Source organism: Pseudomonas paralactis (assembly GCF_001439735.1).
Lineage (GTDB): Bacteria > Pseudomonadota > Gammaproteobacteria > Pseudomonadales > Pseudomonadaceae > Aquipseudomonas > Aquipseudomonas paralactis.
In genome coordinates this window covers 176,686-202,257 of sequence record NZ_JYLN01000004.1, presented here as the reverse complement: position 1 = coordinate 202,257, position 25,572 = coordinate 176,686, and the positions used below count along the sequence as shown (strand labels likewise).

Genomic DNA, 25,572 nt, shown 5'->3' with positions numbered 1-25,572 from the left:
AATGGGATGAAGACCGACTTAATCTGGATAAAAATCGGCTTTGGAAGCTATTAACCATAATAGCGCCCGAATATTACACAAAATAGCCGATAACAATCGACCTATTACAATTGCTCGTCCAGCACCTTCGACAGCATATCGACAAAGAAGTCCACGCTTTGCCGGGAGGTGACCATCGGCGGTTTGATCTTGAGAATGTTCAGGTAGTCGCCGGTAGGTTGCATGAAAATCCCCAATTCCCGAAGACGATCACATAACAGGGCCGTCTCTTGCGTCGCAGGTTCCAGGGTATAGCGGTCACGCACCAGTTCCAGGCCCAGATAGAAGCCCGAACCGTGTACGGCACCGACCAGCGGATGGCGGTCGATCAACGCTTCCAGTCGAGCCTTGAAATGCCCGCCAACCACTTGGGCGTTTTCCCAGAGCTTCTCTTCTTCCATCACGTCCAGCACCGCCATGCCGATTTGGCAACTGACCGGGCTGCCTCCCGAGGACGAGAAGAAATACCCTTCGGCCTCCAGCGCCTCGGCAATTTCTCGACGGGTGATTACCGCACCCAAAGGCTGGCCGTTACCCATGCCTTTGGCCATGGTGATGATGTCCGGCACCACGCCCTGCTCTTCAAAACCCCAGAAGAAATGGCCCATGCGGCCGTAACCTACCTGCACCTCATCGGCGATGCACACGCCACCTTGGGCACGGACCAAGCCATACACCTGCTGCAAGTAACCCGGCGGCAGAGAGATGCCCCCGGCATTGCCGTATACCGGTTCACAGATAAACCCGGCCAACTGGCGTTGGCTTGCGGCAATTTTCGCCAGGTTGTGTTCCACACTTCGCACGTAATCCGGTGCGCTATCTGGCCCGCGGAATTCGCCGCGGTAGGTATTGGGTGCTGTCACCGGGTGTACCCAGTCCGGGCGGCTGCTCAATGCCTGGGGGTTATCGGCAATTGATGTGGACACGGCGTCCGCCGCCACTGACCAGCCGTGGTACGCCTCCAGCACGCTGAGCATGTCGCGCCCGCCGCTGTAGGCCCAAGCCAGGCGAATCGCCAGGTCATTGGCTTCGGTGCCGCTGTTGACCAAAAACACGCGGTCCATGCCCTCGGGCGCCAGCGCCAGCAAACGTTCGGAAAACTCGGCAACCGCGGCATAGTGAAATCGCGAGTTAGTGTTGAGCAGCGACCATTGCCGCGCCGCCACTGCGGCCATGCGCGGGTGGCCATGGCCCAGCACGGCTACGTTGTTGAGCATGTCCAGGTAGGATCGGCCCTGCATGTCGATCAGGTGGTTGCGCCAGCCCCGCTCGATACGCGGCGGGTCAATGTAGTAATGCTTCTGCGAGCGGGCGAAGCTGGCATCACGCCGGGCCAGCAGGGCGTGCGGGTCCAGCTCCGGCTCGGCATCGCAGACCAGCCCCAACAGCGCCGCCGGTGACGGGCACAACGCCCGCCAGGCCGAGGCTCGGGAGGGCGTGCAGAACAGTGGTGGTTCAAGGTCGGCGCTGCATAACTGCACAGTCAGCGGCGCGTGAACCTCACCCACTATTTGCCCCTTGACCACCACGGCCCCAGGCTTGATGGAGGTTTTTACGCCCCACACACGCAGGCTCATCGCGGCGGCGTGCAAGCACAGCAAGCCATCGGCGCCTTCACGCAGCGTGCCTGCGAAGGGGGCTTGCAGCACGGTGCCAGGGGGCAGGTGCAGTTCGACATGCAGGGGGAAGGTCTGCGGCTCTACCGCGCTGTCGGGACAGGTACGCGACAAGCGATATTGCCCATAACGGCTGGCCGCCAGCCCATGTACTGCCGCTGCTTCAGCCAGCAACCGTCGATCTATGCCAGGAGCCTCCCAGTTACCTGCCTCCAGATGCGGGCTGAGTACGCCCAGGTCGATCAGCGCGAACTCGCGCCCTACCAGGCCCGGCAACAAGGGTGCAAAGTCATCGCTGGCAAAGGATGGCCGTGTCTCGCCCACGCTGGTGAGAATCGCCGCTTGCATCAACTCAAACGGCACTGATGTCGCTATATCGAAGATTTCCCACTCGTGCTCAGCGTTTTTCTTTAAATAGGCGTTATCCGGGTCCAGGCGTTGCTGCTGTTCACTACTGAGCACCAACACCGCCGCGCGCGCGACGATCAGCGGCCACAGCACCTCCAGCTCTTCGCGCTGTAACGGCATCACTGCGTGACAGGCCTGGATTGCCGGCAGAATCGCAAATGGGTCACCGTGGGCGTGGTGCAACAGGGCCGAGCAGGTTACCGACAGGTCGGCAACCCGCCAGGTGCGCACCAGATCGCCGAAATCAATCACGCCTTGAATACGCCAGCGCCGCTGGGCATCACGCTGGCACACCACATTGTCATCGGTGATGTCCATGTGCACCGCTTGCCACGGCAGGTGGGGTGCCAACGGTAGGACATGCGCCTGAACCTGCGCGGCTACGTGTTCCAATGCGGCGCGCTGCGGCAGGTCAGGCAAGGCTGCCAGCAGATGAGTGATCAACGCCTGCGCGTGGCGCGGATCCCACTGCAGGGTGCGCGCAAGGCCTGGATGTTCGAAATCTTGCAGCGCGAGGCTCATCTGCGCGCACAGCTCACCGAAGCCTGCGATCACGTCGCGGCTCAGGTGCGGTAAATGCGTGAGGGGCTGGCCGTCGATGTACTCCAGTAGCCGCAGGTGCACGGTTTGCCCATCGACGCTCACCGTCAGCAGCTCATTACCATCCAACGCCTGAATCACCTTGGGCACGCGTAGATGCAGATGTGCTTGCAGACTACTGAGGGCCGCGTGTTGGGCCTGGAGTTCCACAGCGGCGTAGTCACCGCGGCAGATTTTCAGAACGAAACGGCCATCGGCGCTGTCAACTTTGTAATTGAGGTCTTGTTGACTGCCCAACGCGTGTAATAAGCCGCTCATTCCATAGTGCCGTTCGAGCAGGATTGCCGCTTGATCGGGGCTTACTTGTGGGCACGGTAAACTGGCGCGGTGGGTCAATGTGGCTAACGACATTGTGACGACCTTTGTTTTTTCAGACGTCTATATCGCCATTGTTCCGGGGCGTTAATCAACCCCTTATGCTCGCCGCGCTTGCGCCGGCCCGATTCACAACTCAAGCTATGCTTCTTTCGCTTATTGTCCGTCTAAGGAAAAGGCCCTCGACATGCGCATTCTCATCACCGGCGGTGCCGGATTCATTGGCTCTGCCCTGATCCGCCACCTGATTCAACACACTGAGCACGAAGTGCTCAATCTGGACAAGCTGACGTACGCCGGCAACCTTGAGTCGCTGACCAGCATCGCGTCCAACAGCCGCTATGAGTTTGTCCAGGCCGATATCATCGATCAGGCCGCCGTCAGCGCCGTACTCGCACGCTTTGAACCTGATGCGATCATGCACTTGGCCGCCGAGTCCCACGTCGACCGCTCCATTGACGGTCCGTCGGATTTTATCCAGACCAACATCGTCGGCACCTACAGCCTGCTGGAAGCCACACGGGCGTATTGGCAGAAGCTGGCAGAACCGGCCAAAAGCGCGTTCCGTTTCCACCATATTTCCACTGACGAAGTGTATGGCGACCTGCACGGTGTAGACGACCTCTTCACCGAAACCACGCCTTACGCACCCAGCTCGCCTTACTCCGCGAGCAAGGCGGCGTCCGACCACCTGGTACGCGCCTGGCAGCGTACATACGGCCTGCCGGTACTGCTGACCAATTGCTCGAACAACTACGGGCCATTCCATTTCCCCGAAAAGTTGATCCCTCTGGTCATTCTCAACGCCCTCGCGGGCAAGCCACTGCCTGTCTACGGCGATGGTTTGCAGGTACGTGACTGGCTGTTCGTCGAGGATCACGCCCGTGCGCTGCTCAAAGTGGTGACCACAGGCGTTGTGGGCGAAACCTACAACATCGGCGGCCATAACGAGCAGAAGAACATCGACGTGGTACGTGGCATTTGCGGCCTGCTGGAAGAGCTGGCGCCGCAGCGCCCCGCCGGCGTGGAAAAATTCACTGACTTGATCACCTTCGTCAAGGATCGCCCGGGCCACGACCAACGGTACGCCATCGACGCCAGCAAGATCGAACGTGAGCTGGGCTGGGTCCCGGAAGAAACCTTTGAGACCGGCCTGCGCAAAACCGTACAGTGGTACCTCGATAACCTGGAATGGTGCCGCAGGGTCCAGGACGGCAGTTATCAAGGTGAACGACTCGGCAATACTGACGCAAAGGATTTGATCGCATGATGAAGGGCATTGTATTGGCCGGCGGTTCCGGCACCCGTTTGCACCCCATTACTCTGGGCGTGTCCAAGCAGCTGTTGCCGGTGTATGACAAACCGATGATCTACTACCCGATCTCGGTGTTGATGCTGGCAGGGATCAAGGACATCCTGGTGATCTCCACGCCCGTGGACTTGCCGCAATACCAGAACCTGCTCGGCGATGGCAGCCAGTTCGGCGTGCGCTTCAGCTATGCCGAGCAGCCTTCGCCGGATGGCTTGGCCCAGGCGTTTATCATCGGTGAAGAGTTCATTGGTGATGATCCGGTGTGCCTGATCCTGGGAGATAACATCTTCCACGGTCAGCATTTCAGCGATCAACTGCGCGGCGCAGCCGAACGTCCGTCGGGCGCTACCGTGTTCGGTTACTGGGTCAAGGACCCGGAGCGTTTCGGTGTGATCGACTTTGATAGCGAAGGCCGAGCCTTGTCCATCGAAGAAAAGCCGCTGAAGCCCAAGTCCCACTACGCCGTGACGGGCCTGTATTTCTACGACAACGATGTGATCAAGATCGCCAAGGCGGTCAAGCCTTCGCCACGCGGCGAGCTGGAAATCACAGATATCAACAACGCCTACCTTCAACGCGGCGATCTGCACGTAGAGCGGTTCGGTCGTGGTTTCGCCTGGCTCGACACCGGCACCCATGACAGCCTGCTCGAAGCCTCGACTTACGTGCAAACCATCGAGCATCGCCAGGGCCTGAAAGTGGCTTGCCTGGAAGAGATCGCCTACGAAAACGGCTGGATCGACCGCGACTATCTGCTGGAGCGCGCCAAATACTTCGGCAAGACCGGCTATGGCCAGTATTTGTACATGCTCGCCGGGAACACTAAATGAATGTGATCGCCACTGAATTGCCCGATGTATTGATCATCGAACCGAAGGTTTTTGGCGATGAGCGCGGTTTTTTCTATGAGAGTTTCAATGCCCGCGAGTTTGAGAAGGCCATTGGGTTGCAACTGCAATTTGTGCAGGACAACCATTCACGCTCGCAAAAAGGCGTGCTGCGAGGCTTGCACTATCAGGTAGAACACGCCCAGGGGAAACTGGTGCGTGTGACCGCTGGCGAAGTGTTGGACGTAGCGGTGGATATCCGCCGCAGCTCCCCGCATTTCGGCAAGTGGACCAGTGTGCGACTGTCTGCCCAAAACAACCGCCAGTTGTGGATTCCACCAGGTTTTGCCCACGGTTTCGTGGTACTCAGCGATAGCGCCGAATTCCTTTACAAGACCACGGATTACTACACGCCTTCTGCGGAACGTTGCATTCGTTGGGACGACCCGGAGCTCAATATCGATTGGCAGCTCACTGCCACACCGACGTTGTCCGCCAAGGATCAGAACGGTAAAACGCTGAAAGAGGCGGACCTATTCCCGTGACAGCTCCCCTTAAAATCCTCATCACCGGCCAACACGGCCAAGTCTCCCAAGAGCTGCAACAGCGGCTCCAGGGCCTTGGCGAACTCATCGTCCTGGGCCGCGAGCAGCTTGACCTGGCCGACGCTGACCTCATCCGCCAACAGGTACGCGCTCACCGCCCCGGCCTGATCATCAACGCGGCAGCCCACACCGCCGTGGATCTGGCCGAGAGCGAACCGGACGCAGCCTTTGCCATCAACGCCATCGCCCCCGGCGTCCTCGCCGAGGAAGCCAAGGCCCTGGGCATCCCGTTGATTCATTACTCGACCGACTACGTGTTCGACGGCAGCAAACCTGCCCCTTACACCGAAAGCGACACACCCAACCCGTTGGGTGTCTACGGTCAGAGCAAACTGGCGGGTGAGCAGGCGATTGCTGCCGTAGGTGGCGAGCACCTGATCTTGCGCACCAGTTGGGTGTATTCGAGCCATGGCAAGAATTTCCTGCTGACCATGCAGCGCCTGCTGCAGGATAAACCGCAGATGCGCATCGTCGCCGACCAGATCGGTGCCCCGACCTGGGCCGGCACCATCGCCAACAGCACCCGCGCGCTGATTGAGCAGTGGCAGGCCGGCAAGGCTGGAGACTGGGGTGTCTACCACCTCACCGCACAAGGTGAGACCTCATGGTTCGGCTTCGCCCAAGCCATTGGCGAGCAATTGCGGATCGAAGGCAAAGCCTGCGCCGAGCTGGAGCCGATTCCGTCCAGCGCCTACCCCACCCCCGCCAAGCGCCCGCTGAACTCGCGACTGGACTGCACCCGCCTGCAACAGCAATGGAACGTCAGCCAGCCCCATTGGCAGGACGCATTGCACGAGTGTCTTGCCGAGCAGCACTAGGCATAATGCGCCTGTACCCACAGGCGCACACTCCCCATGACTCCACCCCTTCCGCGAAGACCCCGCTGGCGCAGCCTCGCCCTGCTGGCATTGTGCCTGGCACCGCTGCTATGGCCGCTGGAGCATTTGGCCGAGCGCTACTACCGCAGCGAGTTGGCCGGGCAAAACCGCCAGACCCTCGACCTGTATGTCGCCAACCTGTTGGGCACCCTGCACCGCTACGAAGTGCTGCCGCAAATCCTCGGCGATTTGCCGGCCCTGCGTATCGCATTGGACGCGCCTCACGTCAGCACCAACCTGGCCAATGCCAATTCGTTGCTCAAGGATGTCGCCGCGCAGGCCGGTGTGGAAGTGATGTACCTGATGGACACCACCGGCAAGACCCTTGCCGCCTCCAACTGGGACAAACAAGACAGCTTCGTCGGGCGCAATTTCTCCTTCCGCCCCTATTTCAGCGAAGCCATGGCCGGGCGCCTGGGGCGGTTTTTCGGCCTGGGCACCACCTCGGCCAAGCGCGGCTACTTCTTTGCCGCCGCGGTGCATGACGGCGATACCATCATCGGCGTGCTGGTGGTCAAGGTCGACCTTGATCACACCGAAAGCCTGTGGGGCAACACACCGGAACAACTGTTGGTCACCGATCACAACGGCGTGGTGATCCTCACTTCGCGCCCGCAATGGCGATTCCGTGCCACGCGGCCACTGACCGCCGAAGAGCGCCAGGCCATCATCGCTATCCAGCCCTACCCCACCCGCGACCCGCAGCCGCTGAGCCTGAGCAGCAGCGCCTGGCTGCGTCAATCCACGGCCATCGCCGAAACCGGCTGGAACGTGGAAATTCTCGCACCACGCTCGCTGATCAACCGTCCGGTGCGCACGGTTGTCGCCGTGGGCGGTGCCACGTTGTTGGTGCTAATGCTGTTGCTGGGATTATTGATGCAGCGCCGCCGGCATTATTTGGAACGCATCGCCTTCGAAGCCAAGGCCCGTCGTGAGCTGGAAATGCGCGTAGCCGAGCGTACCAGCGACCTGGAGGGCCTGAACCGGCGCCTGAAACAGGAAGTGCTGGAGCGCGAACACGCCCAGCAGGAACTGGTGCGCGCCCAGGACGACCTGGTCCAGGCCGGTAAGCTCTCGGCCCTGGGCACCATGTCGGCGAGTATCAGCCATGAGCTGAACCAACCGTTGGCGGCGATTCGCAGCTATGCGGAAAACGCCGAAATCCTCCTCGACCATGAGCGCACCAGCGACGCCCGCGGCAACCTCAAGTTGATCAGCGAGCTGACCGGGCGCATGGCCTCGATCATCGCGCACTTGCGCGCCTTCGCTCGCCGTGACCGTCACGCGCCGGAGAGTGTGGCCCTGCAACCGGCACTGGATGACGCCCTGGCGTTGCTGGCCAAGCGGCGGCGCTCAATGGAAGTGGAGTTGATCCGCGACCTGCCGGAGGCAACCCTGTGGGTGCAGGCCGGTGAAACCCGTCTGCGCCAGGTACTGGGTAACTTGCTGGCCAACGCCCTGGACGCCCTCACCGAAAAAGGCCCGCCGCGCAAGCTCTGGCTGAGTGCCGAAACCACGCCCCAGGGCGTCAACCTGTACATTCGCGACAATGGCCCAGGCTTTTGCATGGAAGCCCTGGGCCGCGCCAGCGAGCCGTTCTACACCACCAAGACGCGCACCCAGGGCCTGGGCCTGGGCCTGGCAATCTGCGATACCCTGATGCGCGCCTTCGGCGGTGAACTGTTGTTCGCCAACCACAAGGAAGGCGGCGCGCTGTTAACCTTGAAATTGCGTGCCGGCTCGCCGGGCGTCAGTCTGCAACCGTCCGAGGACCGCAGTGTATGAGCATCGACAACCAGATTCAGGTGGTGTTGATCGACGACGATCCACACCTGCGTCAAGCCCTGTGCCAAACCCTGGACCTGGCCGGACTGAAAGTCCTGCCCCTGGGCGAAGCCGCCGGCCTCACCGCCCGCCTGTCCCGCGATTGGCCAGGCGTGGTGGTCAGCGACATCCGTATGCCCGGCATGGACGGCCTGGAGCTGCTGGCTGAACTGCACGGCCAGGACCCGGACCTGCCGGTGCTGCTGATCACCGGCCACGGCGACGTACCGTTAGCGGTGCAGGCCATGCGTGCCGGGGCCTATGACTTCCTCGAAAAACCCTTCGCCAGCGACGCACTGCTCGACAGCGTGCGCCGTGCCCTGGCCCTGCGCCGCCTGGTGCTGGACAACCGCAGCCTGCGCCTGGCCCTCAGCGATCGTCAGCAACTGAGCACGCGCCTGGTGGGGCACTCCCCGCAAATGTTGCGCCTGCGCGAGCAGATTGGCGCCTTGGCTGCGACCAAGGCCGACGTGCTGATCCTGGGCGAAACCGGTGCCGGCAAAGAAGTGGTCGCCCGCGCCCTGCATGACCTCTCAAGCCGCCGCAGTGGCCCCTTTGTAGCAATCAACGCCGGAGCGCTGGCCGAATCGGTGGTAGAAAGCGAACTGTTCGGCCATGAGCCGGGCGCGTTCACAGGTGCGCAGAAACGCCGCATCGGCAAGTTCGAGTTTGCCAATGGCGGCACGCTGTTTCTCGATGAAATTGAAAGCATGAGCCTGGATGTGCAGGTCAAGTTGCTGCGCCTGTTGCAGGAGCGCGTGGTGGAACGCCTGGGCGGCAATCAACTGATCCCGCTGGATATCCGCATTATCGCCGCCACCAAGGAAGACCTGCGCCAAGCCGCCGACCAGGGCCGCTTCCGTGCCGACCTGTATTACCGCCTCAATGTGGCACCGCTACGCATCCCGCCCCTGCGCGAGCGTGGTGAAGATGCATTGATGCTGTTCCAGCATTTCGCCGACGAGGCCAGCAGCCGCCATGGCTTGCCCCTGCATGAGCTGCAACCGGGCCAGCGCGCGCTGTTATTGCGCCACAGCTGGCCGGGCAATGTGCGGGAACTGCAAAACGCCGCGGAGCGTTTCGCTCTGGGCCTGGAATTGGCGCTCGATAACGCCCAGGACAATCCCGCCGCCGGCGTGCTGACGTCCACGCCCGGCGGCTTGAGCGAGCAAGTGGAGCAGTTCGAAAAAAGCCTGATCGCCGCCGAACTCACCCGCCCTCACAGCTCCGTGCGCAGCCTCGCCGAAGCCCTGGGCGTGCCGCGCAAGACCTTGCACGACAAGTTGCGCAAACACGGCCTGAACTTCGCCGACAGCGCCAGCCACAGCGCCGACGACGAATGAATCCGCCTACCGCCAAGAGACCGCTATGAGCCGCGACAGCCGTTACTTGCAAGCCGTACTCCACCATGACATTCCCCTCACCCGTGAGATGGGTCTCAAGGTGCTCGACTGGCAGCATGACCAACTGCACCTGCACCTGCCCTTGCAAGCCAATATCAACCACAAGAGCACCATGTTCGGTGGCAGCCTCTACTGCGGTGCCGTGCTGGCAGGCTGGGGTTGGTTGCATCTGAAGCTGCACGAAGCGGGGATAGACGACGGTCATATCGTGATTCAGGAAGGGCAGATCAGCTATCCGCTGCCGGTGACGCAGGATGCGACGGCCATTTGCGCGGCGCCGGAAGAAAAAGTGTGGAAACGTTTCTTGGCGACGTACAAGCGTTATGGTCGGGCACGGTTGGCGCTGGAGACATGGATTGTGAATGAGGGCAGTGAGGCGCGTGCAGTAACCTTTACCGGCCAGTACGTCCTGCACCGATAAAAAATGTGGGAGGGGGCAAGCCCCCTCCCACATTTTGATCTGCCGCGGTCTTAAGTTCTGGCCAGGGTCAACAGGCGTTCACGCCATGCGGCCTTGGCTGGCAGCGCAAGAAAGAAGGGGTTCAACAGCGACTCCCGTGCGGGGTAGCTGAAACGCTCACCACTCAACTCCAATACTTCGCCTCCCGCCCCTTCCAGTACGCCCTGTGCCGCCGCGGTATCCCATTGCGAGGTCGGTGCCAGGCGCGGGTAGCAATCGGCACTGCCTTCGGCCAACAGGCAAAATTTCAACGAGCTGCCGATATTCGCCAGTTTCAACGCGCCCAAGCCTTCGCTCAAGCCATCCAGCAGGCGTTCCTGCTCAGGGCTGGTATGCCGACGGCTGGCGACCACCGTAAAGGCTTCCCCTGCGGCCGGAGTCTGGCGCACCTGAATCTGCTTGGGCGCTGCCTTCACATCTGAACGCCATGCCCCAAGGCCCGCGCCACCGAAGTAGCAACGGCCGGTGGTCGGCATCGACACGACACCGAACACCACGCGCCCCTGTTCGATCAAGGCAATATTGACCGTGAATTCTTCGCTGCCGGAAATGAATTCCTTGGTGCCATCCAACGGGTCCACCAGCCACCACCGCTGCCACTGGGCACGCACGCTCAGATCGATATTGGCGTCTTCTTCGGACAATACCGGAATGCTCGGATCGAGCGCGGTAAGACCTGCGAGTATCAGATGATGCGCAGCCAGATCGGCAGCCGTCACCGGCGAATCATCCGCCTTGGAGGTCACAGCTACATCTGCGCGCCAGTAGGGCAGGATAGCTTCACCGGCCTGGCGTGCCAGCTCAATCACGGGGGCAATAAACGGGTGGCCTAAAAACAGTTCGCTCATGCGTTGAACGCTCCACGCTGGGTCAACAGATCGCGTACCAGATACAGCGCGGCAAGCGCTCGGCCTTCGCTGAATTGTTCATTTTGCGCCAGCGCCGACAGCTCCCGCAGGTTGACCCTGTCCACGCGCATCGGCTCAGGTTCATCGCCCTCCAGACGCTCTTCGTAGAGGTCGGTGGCCAGCACCACCTGGATTTTCTGGCTCATATAGCCCGGCGACAATGACAGCTCGGTGATGTGCTCCAACTGCCGCGCGCCATAGCCGGCTTCTTCCTTGAGTTCGCGGTCCGCCGCCGCCAACACGTCCTCGCCGGGCTCGATCAAGCCTTTGGGCAAGGACAATTCATATTCGTCGGTGCCGCCGCAGTATTCTTCGACCAGCAACGCATGATCTTCGTCGATCATCGCCACAATCATCACCGCGCCGTAGCCAGCACCACGCCCCACCAGGCGCTCGTAGGTCCGTTCAACGCCATTGGAAAAGCGCAACTGCACTTCCTCCACGCGGAACAAACGGCTACTGGCGACTATTTCGCGGGCGAGGACGGTGGGTTTCTGGCGCATAAGCGGCTCCTTGGCGTGATCGGGTTACTATACCGTGGCTTTTCCGATTGTCTGTGTCGGATATCTTTACTTACATGAGAACGCACCATGCCCTCTTTGCCCTGGCACGCCATCGACACCGTCCTGCTGGACATGGACGGCACCTTGCTCGACCTGCACTACGACAACCATTTCTGGATGGAACACCTGCCTCACCGCTACGCCGAACTGCACGGCGTGAGCCGGGCCATGGCCGAAATGGAGTTGCAGCCGTTGTTTGAGCGTAACGCCGGACAGTTGCAATGGTATTGCCTGGATTTCTGGAGCGCTGAATTGGCGATCCCGGTGCGTGAGCTCAAGCTGGAAACCGCCCACTTGATCGCCCTGCGCCCGGATGCCGATACTTTTCTGAAGGCGATCAAACAGGCCGGCAAGCGCGTGATTATGATCACCAATGCTCATCGTGATTCGCTGTCATTGAAGTTGGAACGCATTGAACTGGCGCCGTATTTCGAGCGATTGATCAGCTCCCATGACTACGGTTTCCCCAAGGAGAACCCACAGTTCTGGCAAGCGTTGCAAGCCGACATCCGCTTCGACCCGGCCCGTAGCTTGTTTATCGATGACACCTTGCCGATTCTGCGCAGTGCCCGGGATTTCGGCGTGGGGCATTTGCTGGCGGTGAAAGAGCCGGACAGCCAAAAAGGGCCAAAAGACACCGCAGAATTCGCGGCTGTCGGGGATTACCGAGATCTCATTGCCGGACTTTGAGCGAATGTGGGAGGGGGCAAGCCCTGATACCAACCTGTAGGAGCGAGCTTCCTCATTTTATCCTGCGTATTACTCAGGGATACGCAGTGTCTGGCCCGGATAGATTTTGTCCGGGTGCGACAACAGCGGCTTGTTAGCTTCGAAAATCTTGTTGTACTTATTCGCGTCGCCATAGACCGTTTTAGAAATTGCGCTGAGCGTGTCACCGCTTTTCACAACAACAAAGCGTGAAGCCACAACGACTGGGCCGGTAACAGTGATCTGGTCATCCACACTTGCCACACCGGCAATGTTACCCAGCGCCAAAAGGATCTTTTCTTTCTCTTCCTGGGTCGCCACTTCACCGGTCACAGTGACCTTGTCGCCATCCACCGTGGTCTGCACGTTTGGATTACCCAGGCCCACCTTGCTCACATGCTCCTTCAACTGCTCACTGGCGTTCGCATTACCCGGCGTCAACAGGTCAACAATCTTTTCGCCGGCTTCTTTGATAAAGCTAAAAATACTCATGGTGCGCTCTCCTTGGGATTTAATTTCCAGATGCCCAAGACTAGACCAGTCCTGCAGACTTGGGTTCCTGACTGGCTAAAGACTCAAAAGTATCCTGATCCGCCGTCTCTGGAATAAGCCGCCGGCGAAAAGGCCGGGAACCTTGATCGACGCCATCTATCAATACATCAATACTGGCAATTAGACGCGACCCTTTGTCGCGCCTAGTCTGAACACTGATCAATCCGTCGGTGGTACTGCCCCATGAACGCCAAGCGCCCAACCTGCGCGGCGCCCGCCCTTGAAACGCCTGCGCCCGCCGCCAGCCAGAGCTACCAATACTGCAATCTTGAACACACCGAAGTCGGCAGCACCGCGTTGGCCGAAGAGGTGGCGTTGGCCATTGCTTACAACGACATCAGTCAGGCAGTCATGCTGGTAACGCCCACGGACCTTGAAGACTTTATCGTCGGTTTCAGCCTCGGCAGCGGCATTATTGCCGACGTTAGCGACATTTATGACCTCAAGATCAGCGGCGAGGGTTGCGCTCAGTACGCTCAGGTGCAGATTTCCAGCCGCGCGTTCTGGAACCTCAAGCAACAGCGCCGCCAATTGGCGGGCACCAGCGGCTGCGGCCTGTGCGGTGTAGAAGCGGTTGAACAGGCCCTGCCCGACCTTCAAGTGCTGCCCGGCGCGCCCTTGCCGCCCGCGCAATGGCTCGACGGTCTGCGCCAGCGCATCAGTGCATTCCAACCGTTGGGCCAGTACAGCGGCGCCGTGCACGCGGCGGTGTTTATGAACGATCAAGGTGAATTGCTGTTGGGCCGAGAAGATATCGGCCGGCATAACGCCCTGGATAAATTGATCGGCGCGTTGATCCGCCAAAAGATTCCGACCGACGGTGGCCTGGCCATTGTTACCAGCCGCTGCAGCCTTGAATTGATCCAGAAAGTCTTGCGCGCAGGCATCCAGACCCTGGTCAGCCTGTCGTCGCCCACCGGCCTGGCCCTGCAATGGGCACGCCGGCACAACCTCAATCTCATCCACCTGCCGCAAAAAAGCGCGCCACGGGTCTACAGCCCAGCGATGGAGCACCAGCCATGAGCCTTCACCACCAAGCCGACCAGACGCCAACCCCACGCTACAAGCCCTACAAAGGCCCAGCCGGTGGCTGGGGCGCCCTGATCAGCGTGGCGCAAGCCTGGCTGACCAGCGACAACGCCCTGAAAAACCTGCGCATGATGCTCAAGACCAACCAGAACGGCGGCTTCGACTGCCCGGGCTGCGCCTGGGGCGACTCGCCGGAAAGCGGCATGGTCAAGTTTTGCGAAAACGGCGCCAAGGCGGTCAACTGGGAAGCCACCAAGCGCCGCGTCGATGCGGCCTTCTTCGCCAAGCACAGCGTCACGGCCTTGCTTGAGCAAAGCGACTACTGGCTGGAATACCAGGGCCGCCTGACCGAGCCGATGCGTTATGACGCCGAAACCGATCGCTACGCCCCCATCAGCTGGGATGCGGCATTCGACCTGGTCGGCAAACACCTCAACGCCCTGCCCAGCCCGAACATGGCCGAGTTCTACACCTCGGGTCGCGCCAGCAACGAAGCCGCCTACCTGTACCAGTTGTTTGTACGCGCCTACGGCACCAACAATTTCCCGGACTGCTCCAACATGTGCCACGAAGCCAGCGGCGTCGCCCTGGCACAGAGTGTGGGCGTAGGCAAAGGCACCGTGACCTTTGACGACTTCGAACATGCCGACGCTATTTTCGTCTGGGGCCAGAACCCCGGCACCAACCATCCACGTATGCTTGAACCGCTGCGCGAAGCGGTGAAGCGCGGCGCCCAGGTGGTGTGCATCAATCCCCTGAAAGAGCGCGGCCTGGAGCGCTTCCAGCACCCGCAACATCCGCTGGAAATGCTCACCAATGGTGACAAACCGACCAACACTGCTTACTTCCGCCCGGCTTTGGGCGGCGACATGGCGATTCTGCGCGGCATGGCCAAGTTCCTGTTGCTGTGGGAACGCCAAGCGCTGGCCGAAGGCAAGGAAGCGGTGTTCGACCATGACTTCCTCAATGAGCACACTGCCAACGTACTGGAGTATCTGGGCCAGATCGATGACACCTCATGGGAAGAAATCGTCGAGCAATCCGGCCTGACCCTGGTGGAGATTGAGCAAGCGGCGCGTATGTACGCCAAAGGCAAGAACGTAATCATGTGCTGGGCCATGGGGATTACTCAGCACCGTCACTCGGTGCCGACCATCCAGGAAATCGCCAACCTGATGTTGTTGCGCGGCAATATCGGCCGCCCGGGTGCCGGCCTGTGCCCGGTGCGCGGTCACAGCAACGTGCAGGGCGACCGCACCATGGGTATCAACGAACGCCCTCCGGTGGCGTTTCTGGATGCGCTGGAGCGTCGTTTCCAGTTCCAGGTGCCGCGCGACAACGGTCACAACGTGGTGGAAGCGATTCACGCCATGCTTGAAGGCCGCTCCAAAGTGTTTATCGGCCTGGGCGGCAACTTCGCTCAAGCCACCCCGGACAGCCTGCGTACCTTCGAAGCGCTGCGCAATTGCGACCTGACCGTGCAAATCAGCACCAAGCTCAACCGCAGCCACCTGATGCACGGTAAAGACGCGCTGATCCTGCCGTGCCTGGGTCGTACCGACATCGACATCCAGGCCGACGGCCCGCAAGCGGTGACGGTGGAAGACTCGTTCAGCATGGTCCACGGCTCCAATGGCCAACTGCAACCGCTGTCGAAACTGATGAAGTCCGAGCCGGCGATCCTGGCAGGCATTGCTGCCGCCACCCTGGGCAGCAAGCCCGTGGATTGGAACTGGCTGGTGGCCGACTACGGGCGCATCCGCGACCTGATCGCCGACACCATCCCAGGCTTCAAGGACTTCAACGAGAAGATCAAACATCCGGGTGGGTTTTACCTGGGCAACTCCGCCGGCGCACGCCGTTGGAACACACCGTCGGGCCGCGCCAACTTCCGCCCGAACATCTTGCCCAAGGACCTGATCCACGAACGCACCCACGCCACGGGCCGGGTGCCGGACCTGATCATGCAGTCGATGCGCTCCCATGATCAGTACAACACCACCATCTATGGCCTGGACGACCGTTATCGCGGGGTCAAAGGCCAGCGTGACGTGCTGTTCGTCAATGAAGCCGACATTATCCGCCTGGGCTTCAAACCGGGGCAGAAGGCCGACATTGTGTCGCTGTGGGAAGACGGCCGTGAGCGCCGTGTGAAGGGCTTTACGCTGCTGGCATTCGATATTCCGGCGGGGCAGGCGGCGGCTTACTACCCGGAAGTGAACCCATTGGTGCCATTGGAAAGCACGGGCGACGGTAGCCATACGCCAACATCGAAGTTTGTTGCGATTCGCTTGGAAGCGGCGAGTGACAGTGGGTTGATCATGGCGCGCTCGGCCTGACTTGATCCGAGATATGTGTTGCTTGAACTACTGCTTTCGCGGGCAAGCCCGCTCCCACACTGGGATGGGTTCACCATTGAGACTGTGTGGACCGATCTAATGTGGGAGCGGGCTTGCCCGCGAAGAGGCCAGCACAAGCACCGCACATTCTACAGGCACAAAAAAAGGCCGCTTTTGCATAAAAGCGGCCGTTCCGAAGTAACTAAAGACCTGCAAAAACGACTTAAGTTCCCTATACAAAACAGTAACTTAGCAAATTGTATACAACCTCTGCCGCCGGTCGGATTTCGATTGTCAGCGGCTCGATACAACCTCAGGATCGCGCCGTCATCCCCTTGAGGTTTCCCTGAATGAAGTTCTCCTCGATTCTCTTGTTGTCCCTTGGCCTGGTCAGTGGCGCAGCCATGGCCGGTGGCACCACCGAAGCCGGTGTAGGCGGCGCATTGGGCGGGGTTCTAGGTTCCGTTGTCGGCCAGCAGCTGGGCGGCAATACCGGTTCGACCATCGGCGCGGCCCTGGGCGGCGCGGGCGGTAGTGCGGTCGGCGCCGACAAGCGCAGCCGTGGCGAAGCTGCTATTGGCGGCGCACTGGGCGCAGCCGGCGGCAACGTCGTGGGCCGCAGCGTCGGCGGCAGCACCGGTGCACTGATCGGCTCAGCAGCCGGCGGTGGTGCCGGCGGTGCACTGGGCAACTACATGGGCAACGAAAGTGATCGCGACGACCGCCGCTACCGCGATCGCGACCGTGACGACCGTCGCTACTACCGCGACGGCCACCCGGGCCGCGGTCATGCCTATGGCCATCGCAAGAACAAGCATCACTACCGTCATCGGTAAGCCCTAAAGGCCACAACAGCACTAATGTGGGAAGGGTTGCGCCCTCCCACATTTGCTTCAAGACAGCATCAAACCACCAGTCGCTGCAACGCCTCGCGCAACATCCCCGGTATCGGCACAGGCTGGTTCGACGCCCTATCCACAAACACATGCACAAAGCGCCCCGCCGCACAGGCCTCCTCTTCGCCTGCCTTGAATACCGCCAGCTCATACTGCACCGAACTGTTGCCCAACTTGCCCACCCGCAGGCCAACTTCAATGCGCTCCGGAAAAGCAATCGACGCAAAATAGTCGCACGCCGAACTCACCACAAAGCCCACCACTTCACCGTCGTGAATATCCAACCCGCCCTGTTCGATCAGATAGGTATTCACCGCCGTGTCAAAAAAACTGTAATAGGTGACGTTATTGACGTGACCATAAGCATCGTTGTCGTGCCAACGGGTGGTAATCGGTTGGAAGTGGCGGTAATCGGCGCGTAAAGGCGTTGAGTCAGGCATCGGTAAGTCTCTTCAAAGTGAATCCAATTGGGCGTGGGCCCAATCGCGTACCTCGGCGTAGGGGTAGTCTTCCAGCGCAGCAAAACCGGAAATGCCCCGCGCCTTCAGCTTGGTGAACAGCGGCACACTGATACCACCGAGGAAACGCGTCAACCGCTCGGCATCCGGCAAATGACCGGTGTGCTCATGATGCCTGTGGATAAAATCACCGCACAGTCCCATGAAGTTTTTATCCACAAGCGCCGGCAGGCTCGGCGGATCCGGCAGATGGGCGACATGACCGTGGCACACCGAACAATGCCCGCAGCGCTGGGGAGCGTTTTCGTCACCGAAATACTGCGCCAGGCGTTGCCCCAGGCAATGTTCGGTGGCGAACAGATCGAGCATGGCGTGAATCCGCGCCACCTCCGTCACCTCGTGTTGCTTGAAGCCTGTGTATAACTCAGCGCTCAAGGTCTGTGGATCGAAATCGGTGTCGAGCAAACTGTAGACCTCAGTCATCTGCTTGCTCTCCAGCTCGATCAAGCCCTGTTCCTGGAAGTAATCCAGCGCTTTTACCACACGGCTGCGCTCGGCATTGTGCTGTTGATAAAGCGCGTCGAAATCCACCGTCGCCCAGGTCTTCGCACGCTTGCATACCTGAATGATTGCCGCGACGAACTGCTGACGCTCGCCGGAAAAGCGCGCGAGCAAGGCATCAGGTTCAACAAGATATTTGAAACGGTATTCAGCATAAAACGCATAGCGCGGCGCGATCACGCCCTTAAGCTCCAACTGCACCAGCAGCGTCTTGAGCGGTAATTCGCGGATATTGCTGTGGTCCGAAAGCGACCGGAGGAGAAATTCCCACTGCCCTTCGTTGCCCGCTGCCTGCAGCTCCTCAAGCACCCGGCGAATGCCTTCTTGTTCCGGCGTGTCGCCGTACACAAAATTTTCCAGCACATTCAGGCTGTCGCGGTTGGCCAAGACCAAACAATCCGACGGCTGCCCGTCCCGCCCCGCACGGCCGATCTCCTGGCTGTAGTTCTCGATGGACTTGGGCAGGTCGAAGTGCACCACATTGCGGATATCACTCTTGTCGATGCCCATGCCGAACGCGATGGTGGCGACAATGCAGTTGGAACGCCCCCCCATGAACCGTTGCTGGATGCCCTCGCGTTTATCGTGGGGCAAACCCGCGTGATAAGCCTCGGCCTGGATGCCGTGGCGGTTCAGGTGCTCAGCAATCTGCTCGGCGGTTTTCTGCAAGGTGACGTAGACAATGCTCGGCTGGTTGGGCCGCTCTTTCATCCACTCCACCAGCCGGCGGCGTTTGTCCTGGCCGCTGACCGGTTCTACCAGCAGATTGAGGTTAGGCCGGTAGAAGCCTGTGGTGACCACGTCACCCGGAGCAATCGCGAACTTGGCCTGCATGTCGGCAATCACCTTGGGCGTAGCCGTGGCCGTCAACAGCAGCGCTTGCGGGATATTGAACTGGCGCTGGTAGTCCGGCAGCTTCAAGTAATCGGGGCGGAAGTTATGGCCCCACTCGGAGATGCAGTGCGCCTCATCCACCACCAGCAGAGAAATCTGCACGCTGTGCAGGAAGTTACGAAAGCGCTCGTTCTTCAAGCGCTCCACCGAAATCATCAGAATTTTCAACTCGCTCGAACGCGCACGGGCCATCACCTCGTTGGCCTCGTCACGGCTCTGGGCCGAATCGATACTGCCTGCCGAAATGCCGTGGCGCTGCAAAAAACCCAACTGATCCTGCATCAATGCCAGCAACGGCGACACCACCAGCGTCAGGTGCGGCAGCAGCACCGCCGATAGCTGGTAGCACAAGGATTTACCCGACCCCGTAGGGAAAATGGCTGCTGCCGAACGCCCGGCCAGAACGGCGCTGACCGTCTCTTGCTGGCCCAGGCGAAATTGTGAATAACCAAAGACCTGCTGGAGGGTGTCGTGCATAAGGCTGTCACTCCATTGACCGCTGAACGTGGCTTAAAAACGTAGCCCAGTAAGTTCGGCGAATCGAGAAAGGTCGCAAGGAAATAAGAGACAGGATGATACACAGGCAGAGGATGGCCGGGGGCCGGACGGGAATATTGCGAAAGCTCACATTGAATTAAGATCTTCGCCAGGATTTTGATACTGGCGACGACTTACCCACGAGTACGCAGCACGTCCAGCTGCAACCTGAGCAAGCGCAAGTCTAAGCAACACCTGTGCAGGAGCGAGCTTGCTCGCGAAAATCGTCAACGATGACGGGGTAAGTTAGAAAAGCGCGGCGTTCTTGAGTTTTTCGCGAGCAAGCTCGCTCCTACAGTTGTTTCGCTTTGCCTGTTGCATCAGTGCCTAGCCATAAATGCCGCAGGCTTTTGTAGGACACCGCCAAACGTCACGCCATCCCTTTCCCAAACTGCTTCAAATACCCGTTCAACCTCTTTAGCAGTTACGTGCAGCTGACAGAAAATAACGCCCTATCAACTGTCTCGGCAAAAACCGTGAACATCGAAAGGACTCAACACATCGGCCACTATGGCGTCACTTCCACAGTGATTCGCCTTACGGCTCTACCAACCCACCGAAACGTACAAAGGTGGCTGGTGCGATGAGTGAACACATTCAATGGATCAATTTGCTTCTCTTCTTGATACTCGCCGCTGTCATTGATAAGACAATAAGGTTGCCCTTACTCAGGAAGTGGCTCGGGCTCTGCCTATTGATAACCGGTCCAACACTTCTGCTGTATGCCACGTCCTGGATCATAGCGACGCAGCTTGAAAGTCTGCCGATAGTCACCTTTGTGACAGGCATCGGGTTGCTGAGCACCCCGAATATCTATTGCAAGGTAAATAACACTCACCCTTTGATGACTGCACTCATGAACCTGTCTCCCAACTTCCCCGAAGACCCTGCCATGCAGCAGCTCCTGCAGTTGCTGCACGAAGAAATCGGGCTGCCGAAGCACAAGGCCATCGGCTTGCACACTTCACTGAACTTCGACCTTGGTTGCGATGGCGCCGAAGCCAAGCAGTTCATGGAAACACTGGAACAGGATTTCGGGGTCGACCTGAGCGACTACGACGCTTATCGTTACTTCCAGCCACCGGTATTCGACGTTTTCCTCAAGCGTCGCGCCAAGGGCCGTGGTGACAAAATTCCGCTGACCATCGGTATGCTCTACCTGGCGATCAAGACCCACAGCTGGGACACGCAAACGCTGGAAAACCTGAGCTGAATCCAAGCCCCCTCCCACCTTGGTTCTGCGTTAATCTGGCCAGCGGTATACATAACAAGGACCTTACATGGACGTAACAATGGGCCTGCTGGCCGCTCTGCTCTGGGGTGGCACGGACTTTCTGGTGGGCCTCAACGCCCGCGCCGTTGGCGTTAAACGCGCGGTGTATTTCGGCCAAGCGCTTGGCTTTTTGATCATGACCCTGCTGCTGGTCATTCTCCCGGCCTTCCTGTTCAAGTCCCTTGATGCGCCATTGAGCGTCTGGCTGCTGGGCATAGCGGCCGCACTGCTGACCGTCTCCGGAGCCCTCGCGCTGTCCAAGGCTTTCGCCCTGGGCAAAGCCGCCATCGTCGCGCCATTGGTCACCTCCTATGGCGTAGTGACCACCCTGCTGTCCTGGGCCAGCGGTGAGCACATCAGCCTGATACAGCTGGGCTGCATCGCCCTGTGCGTGCTCGGCGTTGTCCTTTCCAGCCTCCACAAGGACAACGGCACGCCCCACAACAACCCGCGTCTGTCCATTGCCTACGCCATGCTCGCCGCAACGCTGTATGGCACCAGTTTCTGGCTGCAAGGTCGCTACACCCTGCCGGCGCTGGGGCCGATCACCATGTTATGGCTGGGTTACCTGGTGGGCCTGTGTGTGCTGGTGGTGATGGTGCTGAAGATCAAGGACGGGCTGAAGATCCCGCCGTTGAAAAACTGCGCGACATTGACCGGTGCAAGCTTGATGAACCTCGGCGGCTTCTCGGCGTTTTCGTGGGGCGCGATGGCCGGCTCGGTGTCGGTGGTGACCGTGATCAGTACGCTGTCAGGCGGGATTGCGGCGATCCTTGGGTTTGTGTTTTTCAAGGAAAGATTGTCAGCCGTGCAAGTGCTAGGCGTCGTACTGGTGCTGGTCGGTGCAGTGGTGCTGCACATCGCCGACTGACCGTTCGCGCACAAAAAAGCCGCCTGCAAAGAGGCGGCTTTTTCACAACCGGCGAATCTTACAACTTGGGACCCGCGGCCTTGATCGCATCGCTTACTTCAAACTTCTTGAAGTTCTCGATGAACAGGCCAGCCAGCGCTTTCGCTGCTTCGTCGTAGGCAGCCTTGTCAGCCCAGGTGTTGCGTGGGTTCAACAGGCCGGTCTCAACGCCCGGTACAGCCAATGGCACGTCGAGGTTGATGGTGTCCAGGTGTTCGGTCTGTGCACCGATCAACGCGCCGCTCTGGATCGCCGCAATCACGCCACGAGTGGTCGGGATATTGAAGCGTTTGCCAACACCGTAGCCGCCACCAGTCCAACCGGTGTTGACCAGGTAGACCTTGGAGCCGAAACCACGGATACGCTTGATCAGAAGCTCAGCGTACTCACCGGCCGGCCGTGGGAAAAACGGCGCGCCGAAGCAGGTGGAGAAGGTCGACTTGATGCCACTGCCCGAACCCATTTCGGTCGAGCCCACCAGTGCGGTGTAGCCGGACAGGAAGTGGTAGGCCGCTTGTTCTTCGCTGAGGATCGACACTGGCGGCAGGACGCCGGTCAGGTCGCAAGTCAGGAAGATCACTGCGTTTGGCTCGCCGCCCAGGTTCTTCTCGGAACGCTTGGCAACGTGCTCCAGCGGGTAAGCAGCACGGCTGTTTTGGGTCAGGCTGACATCGGCGTAATCGGCGTGCTTGGCCTCGTCGATTACGACGTTTTCCAGCACAGCGCCGTGCTTGATGGCTTTCCAGATAACCGGCTCGTTCTTCTCGGACAGGTCGATGCACTTGGCATAGCAACCGCCTTCGATATTGAACACCACGCCTTCGCCCCAACCGTGTTCGTCGTCACCGATCAGGTAACGGCTTTCGTCGGCAGACAGGGTGGTCTTGCCGGTGCCGGACAGGCCGAAGAACAGGGTCACGTCGCCCGCTTCGCCAATGTTGGCGGCGCAGTGCATCGGCAGTACGTCGGCGGCCGGCAGCAGGAAGTTCTGCACCGAGAACATGGCTTTTTTCATTTCACCGGCGTAACGCATACCGGCGATCAGTACTTTTTTCTGAGCGAAATTGAGGATCACGCAACCATCGGAGTTGGTGCCGTCACGCTCTGGCACGCACTCGAAGTTAGCCACGTTGAGCACTTGCCACTCTTCACGACCGGCCGGGTTGTATTGAGCCGGGTTGATGAACAGGCAACGACCGAACAGGTTCTGCCAGGCAGTCTGGGTGGTCATTTTCACGGCCAGGTAGTGGTCTTCTGCAGCCCCTACGTGAACATGGGAAACGAAATGCTCTTGCGCGTTGTTGAACGCCTCGACGCGAGCCCACAGGGCATCGAACTTGTCGGCCGGGAACTTGCGGTTGATCGGGCCCCAGGCGATGGCGTCCTGGGTGGAAGGCTCTTCAACGATGAAGCGATCGACCGGCGAACGACCGGTGCGGTGACCGGTTTCGACAACCAGCGCACCCGTATCGGCAAGCACGCCTTCACCGCGCTGCAGGGCTTCTTTGACCAGATCGTCAACACTCAGATCGGTGTATACGGTGTTATTGGCTTGCGTCATGAGGTTCCCCGTCGGCCTATGGCCGAGTGCTCCAAACGTTTTGTAGTAGAAAGTTGCGCACTACTACCGCGAAAAAAGTGGGCCGGATTATGCCAGAAAAGCCCAAAAAGAGTAGGGCCCTCCCGTCAGAACACCTCTAATCCGGCGTTTGTCAGGTGATTTACCTGTGCTTAAACGTTTTAGTGGCGGGTGTCGGAAGGGGTATCGATGCCTGCTCCAGCGAACAATTGGGCTACATCAGCCGCATCGAACAGGTAGCGCTGGTTGCAGAACTGGCAGTCAATCTCGATATGGCCGCCGTGCTCCACTACCAGATTCTGCGCATCTTCCAGGCCCAGGCTGACCAGGGCATTGCCGGAACGCTCGCGCGAACAGCTGCAATGGAAATGCAGGGCTTGCGAGTCAAACAGCCGCACAGCTTCTTCGTGGTAAAGGCGGTGCAGGATGGTTTCGTTGTCCAGGCCCAGCAGCTCTTCGGCCTTCAACGTGTCGGCCAGCGCGATGATATGCCGCCAGCTTTCGGCACGGTCATCCTCATCCTTGATGCGGTCGGCCGGCAATTGTTGCACCAGCAAACCACGGGCGCGCTTGCCGTCGGCGTTAAGCCAGAACTTGGTGCCCACCTGCTGGGACATTACGAAGTAATTGGTGAAGCATTCGGACAGGGTTTGGCCATCGAGATCGACAATGCCCTGGTAGCGCTGGCCTTCGGTCGGGTCGACGGTCAGTGCCAGGACGCCGTTGGGCATCAGGTCGGCCAGGGTGGCATCCGCGGCGATCTGATCAGCCTCGTAACGGGCCAGACCACGGATTTCGCGCTCGCTGGAGCACTCGATCATCAACATGGGCACCGGCCCTTCGGAACGCGCCTGCAAAATCAGCAAACCGTCGAACTTCATGGTGCCAACCAGCAGCGCCGCGGCGGCCATCAGCTCGCCGAGCAATTGCGCGACCGGCTCCGGATAGGCGTGTTTGGCAAGGACTTCGGCATAGCTGAGCTCCAACGACACCATCTCGCCGCGGGCATCGCTCTCATCGAAGATGAAGCGTTGGGTGAAGTCGGTATCCGGTAGATCAGTCATAGGTCTGGGTATCTGAAGTGATGACAAAATGATTACAAGGTTTATAAAATTAAACGCTTTAGCACCATCTTGGTGCGACTTCTCCTGAATTCAAGGAGCTGAATAAAGCGATGAGGGACAGTTTATGAACAATCCGGGTTTGTTCCAAGCCAACTGGAACCTCCGGCGATGGGCTCTTTGCAATCTACTCGCTATCGGGCTGCTGTGTTTTTGGCTGTGGCCCACGGGGCAGATGCTGTGTGTGATTTTCGACGAGTGGCTGTTTCATCTGCTCAATGGCCCGCTGGCCACGAACTCGACCTGGTTGCATGTATGGGCCGTGGCCAGCCTGCGACCGTTTGATGCAGTGGTCGGCGTGATTTTGCTGGCACTGCTGATTCGCGGCGACTGGGTGTTCAAGGCCGTGCAGGTGCGCCAGGCGTTTTTTGGTTTCCTTGGCATTCTGCTGCTGTTGCTGTTTATTCGCATGTTGTTCTCCAAACTCGCGGCGCACATGGGCTGGCAGCACAGCAGCCCGTCCATGGTGATCAGCGGCGCGATTCAGATGAGTGATTTTTTCCCGGGGCTGGAGAAAACCTGGGAGCTGAAGGATCGTTCCAGCCAAAGCTTCCCGGGTGACCATGCGTCGGTGCTGTTGATCTGGGGAATGTTCATGACCGTGTTCGCCAAGCGCATCAGCCAGGTGCTGGTGATCTGGGGCCTGGCGTTGTTGTTCATGATGCCGCGCCTGGTCGCGGGCGCGCACTGGGGTCAGGACGATTACATCGGCGGCGTACTTCTGGCGTTGTTGGCGCTGGGCTGGGGGTATTACACGCCGTTTGCGGCGAAGGTGTCGGGCGCTTTGTTGCGGATGACGGCGCCGCTTTTCGAGCTACTGAGCAAGTTGCCCGTTATTGGGCGGTTGAGTGTCATGCGCACAACTGCGTAACTCCCCAGGGCTAAAAGTGGGGGCTTGCTCGCGAATGCGGGGTGTCAATCAATGCATCTGTGCCTGACCCACCGTATTCGCGGGCA

General features: G+C 59.7%; 22 protein-coding genes. 14 read left to right on the top strand and 8 right to left on the bottom strand.

The features are described 5' to 3' along the window. Positions 1 to 104: 104 nt before the first annotated feature. Positions 105 to 3,014, bottom strand: a complete 2,910-nt coding sequence (locus tag TX23_RS12455) for an aminotransferase (protein WP_057702423.1) — start codon at positions 3,012 to 3,014, stop codon at positions 105 to 107. 151 nt (positions 3,015 to 3,165) lie between these two features. Between TX23_RS12455 and rfbB the strand changes: the two genes are divergently transcribed. The 7 genes from rfbB to TX23_RS12420 are packed head-to-tail and all read left to right on the top strand — an operon-like array spanning position 3,166 to position 10,248. Beyond that, positions 3,166 to 4,248: a dTDP-glucose 4,6-dehydratase gene (rfbB, locus tag TX23_RS12450; protein WP_057702422.1), complete on the top strand. Its 1,083-nt coding sequence runs from the start codon at positions 3,166 to 3,168 to the stop codon at positions 4,246 to 4,248. Then, positions 4,245 to 5,120 carry a glucose-1-phosphate thymidylyltransferase RfbA gene (rfbA, locus tag TX23_RS12445; RefSeq protein ID WP_057702421.1) on the top strand — a complete coding sequence of 292 codons (876 nt, stop codon included), beginning with the start codon at positions 4,245 to 4,247 and terminating at the stop codon, positions 5,118 to 5,120. The genes rfbB and rfbA overlap by 4 nt, the downstream gene beginning before the upstream one ends. Then, a complete protein-coding gene (rfbC, locus tag TX23_RS12440; RefSeq protein ID WP_057702420.1) occupies positions 5,117 to 5,662 on the top strand; it encodes a dTDP-4-dehydrorhamnose 3,5-epimerase in 546 nt (181 codons plus the stop codon). The genes rfbA and rfbC overlap by 4 nt, the downstream gene beginning before the upstream one ends. Beyond that, on the top strand, positions 5,659 to 6,540 hold the full coding sequence (gene rfbD / locus TX23_RS12435) for a dTDP-4-dehydrorhamnose reductase (protein WP_057702419.1): 882 nt from the start codon (positions 5,659 to 5,661) through the stop codon (positions 6,538 to 6,540). Before rfbC ends, rfbD begins: the two co-directional genes overlap by 4 nt. A gap of 36 nt (positions 6,541 to 6,576) precedes the next feature. Then, on the top strand, positions 6,577 to 8,385 hold the full coding sequence (locus TX23_RS12430) for a sensor histidine kinase (RefSeq protein ID WP_057702418.1): 1,809 nt from the start codon (positions 6,577 to 6,579) through the stop codon (positions 8,383 to 8,385). After that, positions 8,382 to 9,767 carry a sigma-54-dependent transcriptional regulator gene (locus TX23_RS12425; protein WP_057702417.1) on the top strand — a complete coding sequence of 462 codons (1,386 nt, stop codon included), beginning with the start codon at positions 8,382 to 8,384 and terminating at the stop codon, positions 9,765 to 9,767. The genes TX23_RS12430 and TX23_RS12425 overlap by 4 nt, the downstream gene beginning before the upstream one ends. 25 nt (positions 9,768 to 9,792) lie before the next feature. After that, complete coding sequence (locus TX23_RS12420) at positions 9,793 to 10,248, top strand: thioesterase domain-containing protein (protein WP_057702416.1); 456 nt, start codon at positions 9,793 to 9,795, stop codon at positions 10,246 to 10,248. A gap of 50 nt (positions 10,249 to 10,298) precedes the next feature. On the opposite strand, the gene cysQ is transcribed toward TX23_RS12420, so the two are convergent. Together cysQ and nudE are read right to left on the bottom strand one after the other, a co-directional pair. Next, positions 10,299 to 11,135: a 3'(2'),5'-bisphosphate nucleotidase CysQ gene (cysQ, locus tag TX23_RS12415; RefSeq protein ID WP_057702415.1), complete on the bottom strand. Its 837-nt coding sequence runs from the start codon at positions 11,133 to 11,135 to the stop codon at positions 10,299 to 10,301. After that, positions 11,132 to 11,698: an ADP compounds hydrolase NudE gene (nudE, locus tag TX23_RS12410; RefSeq protein WP_005783845.1), complete on the bottom strand. Its 567-nt coding sequence runs from the start codon at positions 11,696 to 11,698 to the stop codon at positions 11,132 to 11,134. The genes cysQ and nudE overlap by 4 nt, the downstream gene beginning before the upstream one ends. A gap of 87 nt (positions 11,699 to 11,785) precedes the next feature. Here nudE and yrfG point away from each other — a divergent pair, with 87 nt between their 5' ends. Then, the gene (yrfG, locus tag TX23_RS12405) at positions 11,786 to 12,448 is read left to right on the top strand and encodes a GMP/IMP nucleotidase (RefSeq protein WP_057702414.1); all 663 of its coding nucleotides are present in this window, start codon (positions 11,786 to 11,788) and stop codon (positions 12,446 to 12,448) included. Between the two features lie 69 nt (positions 12,449 to 12,517). Here yrfG and lysM read toward each other — a convergent pair whose 3' ends face one another. Then, on the bottom strand, positions 12,518 to 12,958 hold the full coding sequence (lysM, locus tag TX23_RS12400) for a peptidoglycan-binding protein LysM (RefSeq protein ID WP_057702413.1): 441 nt from the start codon (positions 12,956 to 12,958) through the stop codon (positions 12,518 to 12,520). Positions 12,959 to 13,201: 243 nt separating this feature from the next. Between lysM and fdhD the strand changes: the two genes are divergently transcribed. The 3 genes from fdhD (at position 13,202) to TX23_RS12385 (ending at position 17,222) form a co-directional block, all read left to right on the top strand. After that, entirely contained in the window at positions 13,202 to 14,041 is an 840-nt protein-coding gene (fdhD, locus tag TX23_RS12395; RefSeq protein WP_057702412.1) for a formate dehydrogenase accessory sulfurtransferase FdhD, read from the top strand. Continuing rightward, positions 14,038 to 16,386, top strand: a complete 2,349-nt coding sequence (locus TX23_RS12390; protein WP_057702411.1) for an FdhF/YdeP family oxidoreductase — start codon at positions 14,038 to 14,040, stop codon at positions 16,384 to 16,386. The genes fdhD and TX23_RS12390 overlap by 4 nt, the downstream gene beginning before the upstream one ends. 350 nt (positions 16,387 to 16,736) lie before the next feature. Beyond that, positions 16,737 to 17,222, top strand: coding sequence for a glycine zipper domain-containing protein (locus TX23_RS12385; protein ID WP_005783837.1), 486 nt, complete (start codon positions 16,737 to 16,739; stop codon positions 17,220 to 17,222). 68 nt (positions 17,223 to 17,290) lie between these two features. Here TX23_RS12385 and TX23_RS12380 read toward each other — a convergent pair whose 3' ends face one another. Next, positions 17,291 to 17,722 (bottom strand): acyl-CoA thioesterase, encoded by a 432-nt coding sequence (locus TX23_RS12380; RefSeq protein ID WP_057702410.1) that lies wholly within the window; start codon positions 17,720 to 17,722, stop codon positions 17,291 to 17,293. A gap of 12 nt (positions 17,723 to 17,734) precedes the next feature. Then, a complete protein-coding gene (locus tag TX23_RS12375) occupies positions 17,735 to 19,672 on the bottom strand; it encodes a RecQ family ATP-dependent DNA helicase (protein WP_057702409.1) in 1,938 nt (645 codons plus the stop codon). A gap of 916 nt (positions 19,673 to 20,588) precedes the next feature. Between TX23_RS12375 and TX23_RS12370 the strand changes: the two genes are divergently transcribed. Both TX23_RS12370 and TX23_RS12365 read left to right on the top strand, forming a co-directional pair. Further along, positions 20,589 to 20,945 carry a DUF1493 family protein gene (locus TX23_RS12370; RefSeq protein WP_057702408.1) on the top strand — a complete coding sequence of 119 codons (357 nt, stop codon included), beginning with the start codon at positions 20,589 to 20,591 and terminating at the stop codon, positions 20,943 to 20,945. A 67-nt stretch (positions 20,946 to 21,012) separates the two neighbouring features. Beyond that, positions 21,013 to 21,876, top strand: a complete 864-nt coding sequence (locus TX23_RS12365) for an EamA family transporter (RefSeq protein WP_232910415.1) — start codon at positions 21,013 to 21,015, stop codon at positions 21,874 to 21,876. Between the two features lie 58 nt (positions 21,877 to 21,934). Here TX23_RS12365 and TX23_RS12360 read toward each other — a convergent pair whose 3' ends face one another. Both TX23_RS12360 and hslO read right to left on the bottom strand, forming a co-directional pair. Next, on the bottom strand, positions 21,935 to 23,476 hold the full coding sequence (locus TX23_RS12360; RefSeq protein WP_057702406.1) for a phosphoenolpyruvate carboxykinase: 1,542 nt from the start codon (positions 23,474 to 23,476) through the stop codon (positions 21,935 to 21,937). 179 nt (positions 23,477 to 23,655) lie between these two features. After that, complete coding sequence (gene hslO / locus TX23_RS12355; protein ID WP_005783822.1) at positions 23,656 to 24,558, bottom strand: Hsp33 family molecular chaperone HslO; 903 nt, start codon at positions 24,556 to 24,558, stop codon at positions 23,656 to 23,658. 124 nt (positions 24,559 to 24,682) lie between these two features. On the opposite strand from hslO, the gene TX23_RS12350 reads away from it, so the two are divergent. Next, positions 24,683 to 25,486 (top strand): phosphatase PAP2 family protein, encoded by an 804-nt coding sequence (locus TX23_RS12350; protein WP_057702405.1) that lies wholly within the window; start codon positions 24,683 to 24,685, stop codon positions 25,484 to 25,486. The last annotated feature ends 86 nt before the right edge of the window (positions 25,487 to 25,572 follow it).

Coding starts and splice junctions, on each gene's coding strand:
- TX23_RS12425 (WP_057702417.1), top strand. CDS start 8,382: ATGAGCATCGACAACCAGATTCAGGTGGTGTTGATCGACGACGATCCA.
- rfbB (WP_057702422.1), top strand. CDS start 3,166: ATGCGCATTCTCATCACCGGCGGTGCCGGATTCATTGGCTCTGCCCTG.
- yrfG (WP_057702414.1), top strand. CDS start 11,786: ATGCCCTCTTTGCCCTGGCACGCCATCGACACCGTCCTGCTGGACATG.
- hslO (WP_005783822.1), bottom strand. CDS start 24,558: ATGACTGATCTACCGGATACCGACTTCACCCAACGCTTCATCTTCGAT.
- TX23_RS12380 (WP_057702410.1), bottom strand. CDS start 17,722: ATGCCTGACTCAACGCCTTTACGCGCCGATTACCGCCACTTCCAACCG.
- rfbA (WP_057702421.1), top strand. CDS start 4,245: ATGATGAAGGGCATTGTATTGGCCGGCGGTTCCGGCACCCGTTTGCAC.
- cysQ (WP_057702415.1), bottom strand. CDS start 11,135: ATGAGCGAACTGTTTTTAGGCCACCCGTTTATTGCCCCCGTGATTGAG.
- TX23_RS12360 (WP_057702406.1), bottom strand. CDS start 23,476: ATGACGCAAGCCAATAACACCGTATACACCGATCTGAGTGTTGACGAT.
- TX23_RS12390 (WP_057702411.1), top strand. CDS start 14,038: ATGAGCCTTCACCACCAAGCCGACCAGACGCCAACCCCACGCTACAAG.
- TX23_RS12430 (WP_057702418.1), top strand. CDS start 6,577: ATGACTCCACCCCTTCCGCGAAGACCCCGCTGGCGCAGCCTCGCCCTG.
- TX23_RS12365 (WP_232910415.1), top strand. CDS start 21,013: ATGGACGTAACAATGGGCCTGCTGGCCGCTCTGCTCTGGGGTGGCACG.
- TX23_RS12375 (WP_057702409.1), bottom strand. CDS start 19,672: ATGCACGACACCCTCCAGCAGGTCTTTGGTTATTCACAATTTCGCCTG.
- TX23_RS12370 (WP_057702408.1), top strand. CDS start 20,589: ATGAACCTGTCTCCCAACTTCCCCGAAGACCCTGCCATGCAGCAGCTC.
- TX23_RS12385 (WP_005783837.1), top strand. CDS start 16,737: ATGAAGTTCTCCTCGATTCTCTTGTTGTCCCTTGGCCTGGTCAGTGGC.
- nudE (WP_005783845.1), bottom strand. CDS start 11,698: ATGCGCCAGAAACCCACCGTCCTCGCCCGCGAAATAGTCGCCAGTAGC.
- lysM (WP_057702413.1), bottom strand. CDS start 12,958: ATGAGTATTTTTAGCTTTATCAAAGAAGCCGGCGAAAAGATTGTTGAC.
- TX23_RS12420 (WP_057702416.1), top strand. CDS start 9,793: ATGAGCCGCGACAGCCGTTACTTGCAAGCCGTACTCCACCATGACATT.
- TX23_RS12455 (WP_057702423.1), bottom strand. CDS start 3,014: ATGTCGTTAGCCACATTGACCCACCGCGCCAGTTTACCGTGCCCACAA.
- TX23_RS12350 (WP_057702405.1), top strand. CDS start 24,683: ATGAACAATCCGGGTTTGTTCCAAGCCAACTGGAACCTCCGGCGATGG.
- rfbC (WP_057702420.1), top strand. CDS start 5,117: ATGAATGTGATCGCCACTGAATTGCCCGATGTATTGATCATCGAACCG.
- fdhD (WP_057702412.1), top strand. CDS start 13,202: ATGAACGCCAAGCGCCCAACCTGCGCGGCGCCCGCCCTTGAAACGCCT.